This is a genomic window from Agrobacterium fabrum str. C58 (assembly GCF_000092025.1).
Classification (GTDB): domain Bacteria; phylum Pseudomonadota; class Alphaproteobacteria; order Rhizobiales; family Rhizobiaceae; genus Agrobacterium; species Agrobacterium fabrum.
On sequence record NC_003063.2, the window covers coordinates 1,655,416 to 1,668,443 of the forward strand.

A 13,028-nucleotide genomic window follows, 5' to 3' on the forward strand; every position below is an offset into this window, starting at 1 on the left:
CTGGATTCCTGTGACAAGCACAGGAATGAGGGACGTCGTGCGTCTCAGGGATTATCCCGCCTGAAAATCCAGTCGTGATCGGGATGATTCTTGAAGCGCCATTTGCGCATCGGCCCCGCCATCACGTTCAGGTAGTACATCTCGTAACCATAGGGCGCGCCGCAGGGGTGGTGGCCCTTGGGCACCAGCACGACATCGCCGTCAGACACGGCCATGGTCTCGTCCAGCGAGCCATCCTCGGTGAAGACGCGCTGGAAACCGAAACCCTGCGCCGGGTTGAGGCGATGATAATAGGTCTCTTCCAGATAGGTCATATCGGGGTAGTTATCTTCATCATGCCGGTGCGGCGGATAGGACGACCAGTTGCCCGATGGTGTGAAGACTTCGGTCACCAGCAGGCTGTCTGCCACATCGCGCTCTTCCATGGCGATGGGGAAGATATACCGTGTATTGGCACCCTTGCCGCGCTCCGTCAGCTGCACGCCATTGGGGCCGATCTGCTGCGCTTCGCGGCTGCCTTTTTCACCCGGCGCGGTACAGACGCCGACGGTGCAATCCGTCGTGGCGGTCAGCGACCATTCGGAGCCGGCCGGAACATATACGCAATGCGGTGGCTTGCGCTCGAAGACGTTCATGCGGTCGCCGAGTTCACCGAAATCTTTGCCGCCTGCGGAAATAGTCGCCTTGCCTTCGACAAGCACGAGGATGACTTCCGTATCGCCGGTGTTTTCCGTCGCCGTCTCGCCGGGCTTCAGGCGGTAGAGGCCGAAACCGACATAACCCCAATCCGCGCTTTGGGGCGTGATATCATGCACCTTGCCGCTGGTCGCGACCGGCTTGCGCAGAAGTGAGGTCATGGTGATGTTCCTTTTTGGTCAGTCGTTCGATTTATCGGGCGGCTATTCCCGCGTTTCCCTCATCCCGGTGACCAGCACAGGAATGAGGGAGAAGAGGCTTCAAGCAGCCTCAGCCTTGTCCAGCCCCGTCTCGCGCGCAAAAGCCTTCAGCGATTTCAGCCCGAGGCTCTGATATTCGAACGGGTTGCGCACATCAGGGTCCTGTTCGGCCTCGATCACCAGCCAGCCGCTGTAACCATGCTCGGCCGCCACTTTCAGCACCGGCGGGAAGTTCACGCCGCCTTCGCTGTCGCCGGGCACGGTGAAGACGCCGCGGCGAACGCCTTCGAGGAAGGAAAGCCGCTCATTGCGCACCTGATCGGCTATCACCGGACGCACGTTCTTGGCATGGATATGGCCGACGCGGCCCATATATTTCTGCGCGACGCGGACGGGATCACCGCCGCCGAACAGGCAATGGCCGGTATCGAGCAGTAGATGCGTCTTCGGCCCGGTATGCTTCATCAAGAGGTCGATCTCGTCTTCGCTTTCGACCACCGTTCCCATGTGGTGATGATAAACGAGGGTAATGCCCTGTTCGGCGGCAAAGGCGGCAAGCGCCTCGACACCTGCGCCGAACTTCGCCCAGTCCTCGGCCGCAAGGCGTGGACGATCGACCAGCGCCGTGTCATCGGCACCGTGGATGGCGTTGGAGGTCTCGCAGACGATGATGACCTTTGAGCCCATGGCTTTCAGGAGATCAAGCGCCGGCTGCATCGCCTTCTTTTCGGATTCGATGTCGTCCGTCAGCAGGTTCAGCGAATGCCAGCCGGAGACGAAGGAGAGGCCGCGCGGTGAAAGCACGCCCTTCAGGCCTTCCGGGTCAGTCGGGAACTTGTGCCCCTTCTCGATACCGTCGAAACCGATCTTCGCGGTTTCATCTAGGCATTGCTCCAGGCTGATATGCGCGCCGAGCGTGCGGTCGTCGTCGTTGGACCAGGCAATCGGGTTGGTGCCGTAACGGATCATCTTACTGTCTTTCCTTGACATGGTTTTCATAACGGGCGCGGGCCGGACCGATTTCGGCGCGGTCGGAAACTTCAGGCACCGCGACATCCCACCAGTGACCACCGGCCTGTGGGGTCGGATAGGGGTCTGTATCGATGACGACGACGGTGGTGCGGCTGGAAGCGCGGGCAGCGGCGAGCGCCTCTTCCAGCTCGGTTATGGTGGAAACCTTGCGCGCATCCGCGCCCATCGACCCGGCATGGGCCACGAAATCGATGGCGATCGGGTTGACGTTGGTATGGGCGTAGAGATTGTTGAACTCCGCGCCGCCGGTTTCCATCTGCAGCCGGTTGATACAGCCGTAGCCCCTGTTGTCGGTGATGACGAGTGTGATCTTGACGCCCATGGCAACCGATGTCGCAAGCTCGGAATTCATCATCATGTAGGAGCCGTCGCCGACCATGACGATCACGTCGCGGTCCGGTTCCGCCATCTTGATGCCAAGGCCGCCAGCCACCTCATAACCCATGCAGGAGAAGCCATATTCCATATGATAGGACAGCGGCAGCTTGGATTTCCACAGCTGGTGAAGCTCGCCCGGCATGGTGCCTGCGGCGCACATGACGACGGTATTGTCACGCGACTGGCGCTGTACAGCACCGATGACCTGCATGTCGGTGGGCAGGCTGTTCACATGCTCCTCGCCCGGTGCCGCCGTATCGGCATCGGCCTTTTCGAACCATGCTGCCTTGAGGCCGGCATCCGGCGCCGCGTAACGGTGGCTGCCGAGGGCGGCGGAGAGCTTTTCCAGCCCGATCTTCGCATCCGCCGTCAGACTGATCGCATCATGCTTGGCGCTGTCATAGGGCTGGACGTTGAGCGCGAGGATCTTGCGGCTTGGGTTCTTGAACAGCGCCCAGGAACCTGTCGTGAAATCCTGAAAGCGGGTGCCGACGCCGAAGACAAGATCGGCCTTCTCGCTGACGATATTGGCGCTTTCCGCGCCGGTAACACCGACCGGGCCGAAATTCAGATCGTGATCCCAGGCAAGCGCCGATTTGCCGGCCTGTGTTTCAACGACGGGGATGGAGTGGGTTTCGGCAAAGCGCTTCAGTGTTTCCGTCGCACCTGCAAAATGCACGCCGCCACCGGCAACGATGACAGGGTTCTTTGCGGCCTTCAGCGCGGCAAGCGCTTCTTCGAATTCCACCACGTCAGGTTCCGGGCGGCGCTGGCGCCAGATGCGTTTTTCGAAGAAACTGACTGGATAGTCATAGGCTTCGGCCTGCACGTCCTGGCAGAAGGCAAGCGTTACCGGGCCGCAATCGGCCGGGTCCGTCATGGTGCGCATGGCGCGGGGCAGGGCCGTCAGCAACTGTTCCGGGCGCATGATACGGTCGAAATAGCGGCTGACCGGACGGAAGCAGTCATTCACTGTCATCGTGCCGTCGCCGAAATCTTCCAGCTGCTGCAGCACGGGGTCCGGGCCGCGATTGGCAAAGACATCGCCGGGGATCAGCAGAACCGGCAGGCGGTTGACATGCGCCAGCGCTGCTGCCGTCACCATGTTGGCGGCACCGGGGCCGATGGAAGAGGTGACCGCCATGGCACGGCGGCGGCGCAGCTGCTTGGAATAGGCGATGGCCGCATGGGCCATGGATTGCTCGTTCTGGCCGCGATAGGTCGGCAACTCGTCACGGATGCCATAAAGCGCTTCGCCGATGCCGGCGACATTGCCATGGCCGAAAATCGCCCAGACACCGGCAATATAGGTTTCGCCGTGTTCATTCATCTGCGCGGCGAGGTAACGAACCATAGCCTGCGCAGCCGTTAATCTGATTGTCTTCACGCTGCCTCTCCCTTTTTGGCGCGCGCCTCATCCCATATGCGGCACAGGCTGGTATAGCGCTGCGCCATGTCCTTCACCGCTTCCTCATCGGTGATCTTGCCACCGAGCCAGCCGCGGGCGGCGTCGGCAAAAATGGTGCGGCCAACGGCGAAACCTTTGACCAGATCGAAACCGGCCGCAAGGCGGAAGCTTTCTTCAAGCTCACTCTGCGGTGCGTCGAGGCCGAGAACGACGATGCCCCGCACGTAAGGGTCGTTGCGATGCACGGCGTCGCAGGCATTTTTCCATGCCGCCGTGGTTTTCATCGGCTCCAGCTTCCACCAGTCGGGGTAAACGCCAATCTCGTAAAAGCGCTCGATGATGCGGGCGGCGGTCAGATCGTCGGTCGGGCCGACCTTGGAGGGTATGACCTCAAGCAGCATTTCCAGCCGGTTGCGGCGTGCCGCTTCAAACAGCCGTATAACGGTCTCTTCCTGCGCGGCGCGCATCTCATCGGTGTCATCGGGGTGATAGAAACACAGAACCTTGACGACATTTTCAAGCGGCCATTCGGAAAGCCCGCCAAAATCCTTGCCGAGATCGGGTTCCAGCGTCAGCGGGCGCGAGCCGGGCCATTCCACCGGACGGCCGATCCAGAGGCCGGAACCGCTGGCGGCAAACAGGGCGTCACGGCCAAGACGGCCGTCGCAGAGAATGCCGTAACCCGCTTCGCCACCGGAAACTTTCTGTGCGGCCTGAAGGCATAATTTCTTGAAGGCGCCGATCTGCTCGTGTTTCACGCCAAGTTCGTCTGCGATGGCCTCCAGCTGCATGCGGTGGTCGAAGGCGAAGACGCGCATCGTGTCCCAGTCGCCCTTGCGGTTGGTGGACCAGTGCACCTGCTCCAGCGCCTCGTCCTTGCGCAGCGCCTTGTTGCGAATGCCGGCCTTGAAGAAATATTGCAGCTCTTCCCAGCTCGGATAGGCAGGCGTGCAGCCATGGCGGGAGACCGCGAAAGCGCCGCAGGCATTGGCATATTTCAGTGTCGTCGGCCAGTCCTCGCCGCGCAGCCAGCCGCGGAACAGCCCGGCCATGAAACCATCGCCCGCACCGAGAACATTGAAGACCTCGATCGGGAAACCTTCGCCCGTTTCTCCATCGTCGAGGCTATCAGGAATATCGCCGGTGAAGACCGAAGCGCCCATCGGGCCGCGCTTGCACACCAGCGTCGCATTCGAGACCTTGCGGACGGCGTTGAGCGCGGTCAGCGTATCGGTGGAGCCGCCGGCGATGTGGAATTCCTCTTCCGTGCCGACGATCAGGTCAAAGAGATGCAGGGTGGATTGCAGCTTGGCAGTGACCTTCTGCGATTCGACGAAACGGCTTTCGCCATCGCCATGGCCGGCAACACCCCAGAGATTGGGACGGTAATCAATATCGAGTGCGGTCTTTGCACCGTTTTCACGGGCGAGCTTCAGCGCCTTCAGTACGGCAGCTTCCGTGTTCGGATGCGACAGATGCGTTCCAGTGGCGCAGATGCAGCCGGCGTCGGCAATGAAGGCCGGGTCGATATCGTCTTCGCTGAGCGCCATGTCGGCACAGTTCTCGCGATAGAAGATCAGCGGGAACTGGTTCTGGTCACGAATGCCGAGCAGAACCAGCGCGGTCAGTCGCTCCGGGTCTGTCTTCACGCCACGCACATCGACGCCTTCGCGCACCAGCTGCTCGCGGATGAAGCGGCCCATATGCTCATCACCCACGCGGGTAATGACGGCGCTGTTCAATCCAAGGCGCGCAGCACCCGCTGCGATATTGGTGGGAGAGCCGCCAATATATTTGGCAAAGGAGGCCATGTCCTCCAGACGGCCGCCGACCTGCGAACCGTATAGGTCGACAGACGAGCGCCCGATCGTGATAAGATCAAGTTTTTTCAAAAGGTTTCCTCCTTAGCACCGCACGCTGGCGCGGTCTGCCTCATGTGTGTCGAGCGGATCAGGCAACCATGCCGCCAGCTATCGCCATCCCGCTCCGGTGAGCCTCCTCCGCTCACTTGTCCCGTCACGAGACGGACAGTCGTGGAATGCCCGTTTCATGGATTTGGATCATAAATTCTATTTTTTCCATTTTCAATAAAAATATTCAGGCCGTCTTGCGTGTTCCCACAGCAACCGCCAGCGTGATGGCGAGACAGAGCGTGGCCGAAAGCGAGCGGAATGCGCCGAAATCGATTTCCGTCACCGTCAGTAGCGTTGCGCCGGATTTCCGGAGCGGATTGACCGCAGAATCGGAAAGCGCCACGACCGGGATGCCGTTGGCGCGGGCGTTTTCTGCCAGTTCCAGCGTCTCAGTGGAATAGGGGGAAAAGGTGATGGCGATCAGCGCATCGTCGCGGGAGATGGCGCTGATATTGCCGAGCCCGCCAACGGCGCTGTGCAAAACGGCCGGCACCTTCATCTTCTCGAAGGCATAGGCCAGATAGCTGGCAATGGGGAATGAGCGGCGCAGGCCCATAATATGCACGGTGCGCGCCTTGGAGAGAGCCGAAACCGCCTCGTCCAGCTGCTTCGTATCGACTGATTTCAAAAGCATTTCGAGCGAAGAACGGCCGGCTTCGACAAATTCCGCCAGCAGGCCGGAGGCGCTTTCATCGCCCTTTTCACGCAGGTGATCGAGCCGGGTGGCATAATCCGGCCAGCCGCCGACATAGGATTCACGAAACAGGCGCTGCATTTCCGAAAAGCCGGAAAAACCCATGATCTGGCAAAACCGCATAAAGGCCGAGGGCTGCACGCCGGCCCCTTCGGCCATTTCGGCGACGGTGGAAACAGCGATGCGATCCTGGTTGGAGGCGACATAATCGGCACATTGCCGCAACCGCTTCGGCAGGCCCTCCGCCACCTGGAGCAACCGCTCCTCAAAAGCCTTCACCGAATCTGGCGCCTCGATTGCCGTCATTGTCATTCCTTCGTGCAGACTGAAATCGTGTGCACTTTAGCCGCAATGGAATTTTTATTCCATTGGGTTTTTTGGAAGCCGACGAATGAGGGTGAGATGGTTCAGTGCAGCCCGCCAACCCCGAGATGGGTGTCGATGATACCAGGGTTCTCCGCAAGCTCGCTCGATGGTCCTTCCCAGACGATGCGGCCGCGTTCCATGATGATGGCGTGGTCGGCAAAGTCTATGGCCATCTGGATGCGCTGTTCGATGAGAAGAATGGTCATTTCGCCGGATTTCGCGAGTTTCGAGAAGGCCGCCATCAGTTCTTCGCAGATGACGGGGGCGAGGCCTTCGAGCGGTTCGTCGAGAAGCAGCACGCGCGGCTGGCCGAGAATGGTGCGGGCGGTGGAAAGCATCTGCTGTTCGCCGCCAGAGAGTTGCGAGCCGAGGTTGCGGCGGCGCTCCTTCAGGCGCGGAAACAGGGTGTAGGCTTCCTCGATCGCGGATTTCGGACGGGTCTTGAGGCCGACGAAAAGGTTTTCCTCCACCGTGAGGGTGGGGAATACATCGCGGGTCTGCGGCACGTAACCGAGGCCGGCCTTGGCGCGGGCAGCACTCGGCAAAGCGGCGATGTCCTGTCCACCAATGCGGATATCGCCGGCAAAACGTTTCGTCTGGCCGGCCAGCGTGGCGAAGAGGCTGGTCTTGCCGACGCCGTTGCGGCCGAGCACGGCAAAACGCGAGCCCGATGGCACGGAGAGCGACAGGCCCTCGATCACCCTTGTCGGGCCATAACCGGCGGTGAGGTTGGCGATTTCAAGCGGCGCTGCGGGCATTGGCGTAACTTCCGAGATAAGCTTGGCGGACTTCCGCATTGCTGGTGACATCTTCAGGGGAGCCATCGAAGATGACGGCGCCGGCCGCCAGAACGACGACGCGTCTGGCGAAACGGAAGACCAGATCCATATCGTGCTCGATCATCAGGATCGCGAGATCGGCCGGCAGCCGGTCTAGCGCCTGTTCGATGCGCGCCGTTTCCGTGGAAGGCACGCCGGCGGCCGGTTCGTCGAGCAGGAGGATTTTCGGGCGAAGCGCCATGGCAAGCGCGATCTCGATCAGCCGCTGCTGGCCGTAAGCGATTTCGCGCACCCTTGTTTCGGCAAGCGCCAGAAGACCGAGCGTGCCGAGAATGTCGCGGGCTTCGCTCATCACCGAGGGCATGGCGCGGTAACGGCCGAAAATCCGGCCGGTTTTGCCTTCGCGCTGGAGAATGGCGAGCGCCACATGTTCCTCGGGCGTCATGTCCTGAAACAGCCGGGTGACCTGGAAGGAACGCACGAGGCCGCGCTTCACCCGCTGGCTGGCGCTGAGGCTTGTCACGTCCTCCCCGGCGATGCGCACCGTGCCGGCTGAGGGTTTGATATTGCCGGTGACGAGATTGACGAAGGTCGTCTTGCCGGCGCCATTGGGGCCGATCAGAACGGTGCGGTCTCCCGGCGAAAGCGACAGCGAGACATTGTTGGTGACGACAAGGCCGCCGAAATTCTTCTGCAGGGCAGAGACTTCGAAAATGGCGCTCATTTGCGATCTCCCCGCAGGCGCCCGATGATCTGTTCACCCGCGCCGTAAAGCCCGCGCGGCGCGAAGAGTACGACGGCGATCAGCAGCAGGCCGACAATGGTGAGCCAGTGGAACGGATTGGCCGCGGAAACGACATCCTCGAACCACATGAAGGTGACGGTGCCGATCAGCGCGCCGTAAAGCGAGCCCGCGCCGCCGAGAACCAGCATGACCAGCCCCTCGGCCGAAAGCGTGAAGCTGAGACTGTCGAGCCCGACGACCTGGGTGGAGATGGCGTTCAGCGCGCCGCCAATGCCGGCGACGATGCCTGATATCACGAACATCTTTAGAACCGTGCCATTGACGGAGCCGCCCATGGCTTGAATGCGGATGCTGTCCTGCTTGACGCCGCGGCACAACATGCCGAAAGGCGAATTGACCACGACCCTGAGGGCGATGAAAACGAGGAGCAGCAGACAGACGCCGTAAACATAGGCGGTGCGGCCGAAAAGGTCGAATTCGAAGGTGCCGAACAGGGCGTCAGGAGACACGCCTGACAGACCGTCGCTGCCGCCTGTCCAGCCCGATGCCTTGTTGGCCGCCTCATGGAACAAATGGATGACGGCGATGGAAAGCACCAGCTGCGGCAAGCCGTGGGCGCGCAGTAACACCGTGCCGGAAAGCAGCCCGGCCACACCGCCGCCTGCTGCGCCGATTACGGTCATGAGAAGCGGGTCGGTGATCTCGAAATGGGCAGCGGCAATGCCGGCGGCATAAGCGCCCGCGCCGAAGAGTGCGGCATGGCCAAGCGTGGCGACGCCGCAATAACCAGTGACGAGATCGATCGACAGCACGAGAAGCGCAATGGCGATGATGCGGGTCAGAAGCGCCAGATTATCCGGAAACAGGAAGTAGCCGATGATCGCGGCGGTGATGATGAGGAGCGGCCCCGCGAGCGTGCGCAGCGGCGAGCGCGCCTTCGGGATCTCTGCCGTTTCAGTCACGTCGTTCATGAGCACCGCCATCTCATTTCGCCCTTCCGAGAAGGCCGCGCGGGAACAAGGTGATGATCACGATGACCGCCAGATAAAAGAAGAACTCGCCATATTCCGGGGCGAGATACCGCCCGGTCGTATCGATCGCGCCGAGCAGCAGGCAGGCGATCAGCGCGCCGGGTATGGAGCCCGCGCCGCCGACCGAAACCACCACGAGGAAGGTGACCATGTAGCGCAGCGCGTAATAGGGTTCGACCGGCAGCAGTTCCGCGCCGATGACGCCGCCCATCGCGGCAAGGCCGACGGCGATGGCAAAGCTGACGGCATAGATGATTTCCGTGCGCACGCCGAGTGCCGCCGCCATGGCGGCATTATCGACGGCGGCACGCAGCTTGATACCGAAGGCGGTCTTTTCGAAGGTGAACCACAGCGCGCCGGCCACGGCCAGCCCGCAGGCAATGGCGAAGATGCGATGGGTGGCGATGGTGCGGAAGCCGAGATCGGTGGGGCCGGCGAGCTGCTGCGGCAGAGGAATGGTCTTCAATGTGGGGCCGAAGACGTAATTGGCGATGCCGATGATGCAGAAGGTGATGCCGATGGTCATCAGCACCTGCGTCAGCTCTGGCGCGCCATAGATGCGGCGATAGAGGAAACGTTCGAGCGGTATGGCGATGACGATGGTGCCGACAATCGCAACGAGGATCGCCATCGCATAACCAAGGCCGAGGCCGTGGGCGGCATAAGACGCGAGATAACCGCCGATCATCGCGAACGCGCCGTGTGCCAGATTGACCACCCGCATCAGCCCCATTGTGACGGAAAGGCCGATGGAGATGATGAACAGGACCATGCCATAGGCAAGCGCATCGATGAGGATGCTGAAGACCGTCTGCATGCTGAAAAAACTCCTCCCGGTGCAGCGATGCCCATCCGGGCCGGAGACGGGCCGCTCTTGGCGGCCCGACAACGTCGTTAATGCTGCCTTTTATTTCGCGGCGGCGAGACCCGGATCACCCTGCTTTTCGAAGGTCTGGACTTCCTTGTTGTAATAGGTGCCGTCATCCGCTTTGGCCACTTCGCGCAGATATATGTTCTGCGTGATGTGACGGCTTTCCGGATCGATGCTGACAGGGCCGCGCGGGCTTGTCCAGGATAGACCTTTCACCGCCTCGACTGCCTTTTCCGCATCCTGTTTGCCGCCGGTGGCCTCGATCATCTTGCTGATGACATACATGCCGTCGAAAGCGCTGACTGCGGGAAAGGACAGTTCCTTCGGATTGCCGATCGCCTTGGCGGCGGCCTCCACGAAGGTCTTGTTCTCAGGCGAATCATGCGAGACGGCGTAATGGAAGGTCGTCTGCATGCCGAGTGCGGCCTCGCCAAGCGCCGGCAGGTCGGATTCCTGGGTGAGGTCACCCGGAGCGAAGAGCTTGACGCCTGATGATTTCAGGCCGTTATCGTTGAAGGCCTTGACGAAACCGAGCGTGGTCGGGCCTGACGGCAGGAAGGCGAAAACCCCTTGAGCGCCGGAATCTTTCACCCGCTGCATGATGGGGCTGAAATCATTGGTTGAAAGCGGCATGCGGATGGTTTCCACCACCTCGCCGCCGGCGGCGGTAAAGGCCGCCTTGAAAGCGTTTTCGGCATCGACGCCCGGGCCGTAATCGCTGACCAGTGAAATGACCTTTTTCACGCCGCCATCAAAGGCCACCTTGGCTATCGGCGTAGAGGTCTGCCAGGTGGTGAAAGAGGTGCGCACCACATAGGGGCTCTTGGTCACGATGGCCGAGGTGGCGGCATTCATGACGACCATCGGCACATTGCCCTGCTTCAAAAGCGGCGTGACGGCCATGGCATCAGGGGTGAAATAGAAGCCGGCGAGATATTGCACCCGTTCCTTCACCACCAGTTCCTGCGCCAGCGCCTTGGATTGCGCCGGATCGGCCTGCGGAACGTCACGATAGACGACCTCAACCGTGTCATTGCCGACCTTGTTGCCGTGAAGGGCAAACCAGGCGTCGATACCGGCCTTGAAGTTCTTGCCCTGCAACGCAAACGGGCCAGAGAACGGACCGACCACGCCGACTTTGATGGTCTCGGCATAAGCAGCGGAACTGAAGCAGATGGCCACGATTGCGGCGGTGATCCGTAATTTCATAGATTTCCTCCCAGTTGATCCGTGGCTCCCGTCCACCGATCCAGGCCGCCAGATTGATGATTAAGAATATCAAAGTAAAATGAAATAAGGGGGACGATAAATAACCTGACGGTTATCAATGAGCCCGCATTTCGCTCTACTGCTTACCGTTATGAGCGATAAGCGCCTATCCGGCCAGCCAAAAAAACACTGACGGTCTCGGCATCTCATGAGAACAGCTTCGGGCAAACTCGACGCGGGATAGTGCCGATGTGGAGACGAAACCAATGCCTTAACCAGTTCTAAGGGGATTGTTCGTAGTCTCGCCAAGCATATTTTGGAACTTTATTTGGTGTCTTGATGGGCGAATATCAGAATAAAGCTGTTGAGCTGATGCGCAATCGCGTCGGGGAAAGTACGCTCAACAACAGGATCGAGCGTCGCGAAGAATTCCTGCGCAAGGCGCTGACGCTCTATCACGCCATGGGCGGAACAACGGAAGACCTGCAGGCAGCCGTGAAGGATGCCGTCTCCGCGCCGGCGCCCAGCATAGACGTGGCCGTCGGCGACGTCATGTACAAGCTTGCAGCAATCGGCCACGTTGCCGATATCGATATTATTCAGGCGGGTTACAACAAGCTCGACGCAGCCAACCTGCATATTCTCAGCAAGGGCAAGAAGCTGCTGCAGAAGCAGCGGGACCAGAAGCTCGCCACCACTGCGTCGGCAAAATAGGCGAACCGCCTCCGGTTCGGCGGCGGCCAATGCACCATATGCCCCACGCTAGCTGGAGCATATGGTCTTCACAGGTCATTGTTTCAGGCAATGACGGGTATCCAGATTTCCACGCTTCCCCGCCCGGTCTCAGGATTGAAGCGCTGGTCATAACGTTCGAAATCGGGAGAGTCGGCGGTTTTCAGCCCGGCCTCGGGCAGCGCCTTGTTCCAGATCGTGTAGACCGTTCGGGGAAGATCCGAGATGTGGCCGTTATGGGTGAAGACCGCATAGGATTGCGCGGGCAACTCGATGTAATCCATGCCCGGGGTTTTCGTCAGCGCCTTGACGCCGGCGAGATAGGTGCAGTTGCCGGCTTCATCGGCGGCGCTGCACACTCCGTAGGCAGCCCCGGATACCACCTCCTCGACCTCACTTTCGCGCAGATTGAAGCGCTGCCAGAGGGCGGGAATGGTGCTGTTATTCTCCAGCGAGCACGGGGTGCTGAGACCCACAACCATAAAGGCGTCGGCACGGCGCATTTCCGGCGGCTGGACTTCGACGAACATGTCGTTTTTCATTTTTAATGGCTCCATGAGATCAAGGGACGAGGTTGATCGGGCCTTGCGAACAGTGCTCGGTAATGCATTGAAATAATTCGCAAAGGCTCGCGTGAACGCCTCATGGGACCCGTATCCCGCATCAAGCGCGGCGGTGAGGATGTCGCCATCGTGCCGCGCGATGGTATCCGCAGCCATGGAAAGACGGCGTGCGCGGACATAGGACATGATCGACAGGCCGGTGGAAAGCTGAAACAACCGGCACATGTGATGTGTGCTGATCGCGCAGCGATCGGACAGGACCGTCAATGTCAGGTCCTTGTTGAGATCGGTTTCGATCTGCCAGATGAGCTTGTCGAGAGCGGGCATGGGGTCTCCTGTGGTTCACGTCCTTACCATGCAAAACCGCTCCGTTTCCTGCTTGATCGGGTTTGACTTGTTATCACCTTTTCC

12 protein-coding genes are annotated in these 13,028 nt (G+C 60.5%); 1 reads left to right on the plus strand and 11 read right to left on the minus strand.

From position 1 onward, the window contains the following. Positions 1 to 44: 44 nt before the first annotated feature. The 10 genes from iolB to ATU_RS21190 all read right to left on the minus strand — a co-directional run bounded on the left by iolB (position 45) and on the right by ATU_RS21190 (position 11,322). Positions 45 to 857, minus strand: coding sequence for a 5-deoxy-glucuronate isomerase (gene iolB / locus ATU_RS21145; protein ID WP_010973914.1), 813 nt, complete (start codon positions 855 to 857; stop codon positions 45 to 47). 99 nt (positions 858 to 956) lie between these two features. Beyond that, the gene (gene iolE, locus ATU_RS21150) at positions 957 to 1,865 is read right to left on the minus strand and encodes a myo-inosose-2 dehydratase (protein WP_010973915.1); all 909 of its coding nucleotides are present in this window, start codon (positions 1,863 to 1,865) and stop codon (positions 957 to 959) included. A 1-nt stretch (position 1,866) separates the two neighbouring features. Continuing rightward, entirely contained in the window at positions 1,867 to 3,693 is a 1,827-nt protein-coding gene (gene iolD, locus ATU_RS21155) for a 3D-(3,5/4)-trihydroxycyclohexane-1,2-dione acylhydrolase (decyclizing) (RefSeq protein ID WP_010973916.1), read from the minus strand. Further along, entirely contained in the window at positions 3,690 to 5,606 is a 1,917-nt protein-coding gene (locus ATU_RS21160; RefSeq protein WP_035257707.1) for a bifunctional 5-dehydro-2-deoxygluconokinase/5-dehydro-2-deoxyphosphogluconate aldolase, read from the minus strand. The genes iolD and ATU_RS21160 overlap by 4 nt, the downstream gene beginning before the upstream one ends. 205 nt (positions 5,607 to 5,811) lie before the next feature. Further along, positions 5,812 to 6,627 carry a MurR/RpiR family transcriptional regulator gene (locus ATU_RS21165; protein WP_010973918.1) on the minus strand — a complete coding sequence of 272 codons (816 nt, stop codon included), beginning with the start codon at positions 6,625 to 6,627 and terminating at the stop codon, positions 5,812 to 5,814. 101 nt (positions 6,628 to 6,728) lie between these two features. Continuing rightward, a complete protein-coding gene (locus ATU_RS21170) occupies positions 6,729 to 7,445 on the minus strand; it encodes an ABC transporter ATP-binding protein (protein WP_010973919.1) in 717 nt (238 codons plus the stop codon). Beyond that, entirely contained in the window at positions 7,426 to 8,190 is a 765-nt protein-coding gene (locus ATU_RS21175; RefSeq protein ID WP_010973920.1) for an ABC transporter ATP-binding protein, read from the minus strand. The genes ATU_RS21170 and ATU_RS21175 overlap by 20 nt, the downstream gene beginning before the upstream one ends. Next, on the minus strand, positions 8,187 to 9,194 hold the full coding sequence (locus tag ATU_RS21180) for a branched-chain amino acid ABC transporter permease (protein WP_010973921.1): 1,008 nt from the start codon (positions 9,192 to 9,194) through the stop codon (positions 8,187 to 8,189). The genes ATU_RS21175 and ATU_RS21180 overlap by 4 nt, the downstream gene beginning before the upstream one ends. Position 9,195: 1 nt before the next feature. Beyond that, positions 9,196 to 10,059, minus strand: a complete 864-nt coding sequence (locus tag ATU_RS21185) for a branched-chain amino acid ABC transporter permease (protein ID WP_006316573.1) — start codon at positions 10,057 to 10,059, stop codon at positions 9,196 to 9,198. 90 nt (positions 10,060 to 10,149) lie between these two features. Further along, the gene (locus ATU_RS21190) at positions 10,150 to 11,322 is read right to left on the minus strand and encodes an ABC transporter substrate-binding protein (RefSeq protein WP_010973922.1); all 1,173 of its coding nucleotides are present in this window, start codon (positions 11,320 to 11,322) and stop codon (positions 10,150 to 10,152) included. A gap of 339 nt (positions 11,323 to 11,661) precedes the next feature. On the opposite strand from ATU_RS21190, the gene ATU_RS21195 reads away from it, so the two are divergent. Next, positions 11,662 to 12,036: a hypothetical protein gene (locus ATU_RS21195; protein ID WP_010973923.1), complete on the plus strand. Its 375-nt coding sequence runs from the start codon at positions 11,662 to 11,664 to the stop codon at positions 12,034 to 12,036. Positions 12,037 to 12,119: 83 nt separating this feature from the next. Here the strand turns inward: ATU_RS21195 and ATU_RS21200 are convergent, their stop codons facing one another. Next, positions 12,120 to 12,944, minus strand: a complete 825-nt coding sequence (locus ATU_RS21200; RefSeq protein ID WP_010973924.1) for an AraC family transcriptional regulator — start codon at positions 12,942 to 12,944, stop codon at positions 12,120 to 12,122. Between the last annotated feature and the right edge of the window lie 84 nt (positions 12,945 to 13,028).

What these genes read in the sequence shown, in the direction of transcription:
- iolB (WP_010973914.1), bottom strand. Translation starts at nt 857, where the DNA reads ATGACCTCACTTCTGCGCAAGCCGGTCGCGACCAGCGGCAAGGTGCAT.
- iolE (WP_010973915.1), bottom strand. Translation starts at nt 1,865, where the DNA reads ATGATCCGTTACGGCACCAACCCGATTGCCTGGTCCAACGACGACGAC.
- ATU_RS21165 (WP_010973918.1), bottom strand. Translation starts at nt 6,627, where the DNA reads ATGACGGCAATCGAGGCGCCAGATTCGGTGAAGGCTTTTGAGGAGCGG.
- ATU_RS21170 (WP_010973919.1), bottom strand. Translation starts at nt 7,445, where the DNA reads ATGCCCGCAGCGCCGCTTGAAATCGCCAACCTCACCGCCGGTTATGGC.
- ATU_RS21175 (WP_010973920.1), bottom strand. Translation starts at nt 8,190, where the DNA reads ATGAGCGCCATTTTCGAAGTCTCTGCCCTGCAGAAGAATTTCGGCGGC.
- ATU_RS21180 (WP_010973921.1), bottom strand. Translation starts at nt 9,194, where the DNA reads ATGGCGGTGCTCATGAACGACGTGACTGAAACGGCAGAGATCCCGAAG.
- ATU_RS21185 (WP_006316573.1), bottom strand. Translation starts at nt 10,059, where the DNA reads ATGCAGACGGTCTTCAGCATCCTCATCGATGCGCTTGCCTATGGCATG.
- ATU_RS21190 (WP_010973922.1), bottom strand. Translation starts at nt 11,322, where the DNA reads ATGAAATTACGGATCACCGCCGCAATCGTGGCCATCTGCTTCAGTTCC.
- ATU_RS21195 (WP_010973923.1), top strand. Translation starts at nt 11,662, where the DNA reads ATGGGCGAATATCAGAATAAAGCTGTTGAGCTGATGCGCAATCGCGTC.
- ATU_RS21200 (WP_010973924.1), bottom strand. Translation starts at nt 12,944, where the DNA reads ATGCCCGCTCTCGACAAGCTCATCTGGCAGATCGAAACCGATCTCAAC.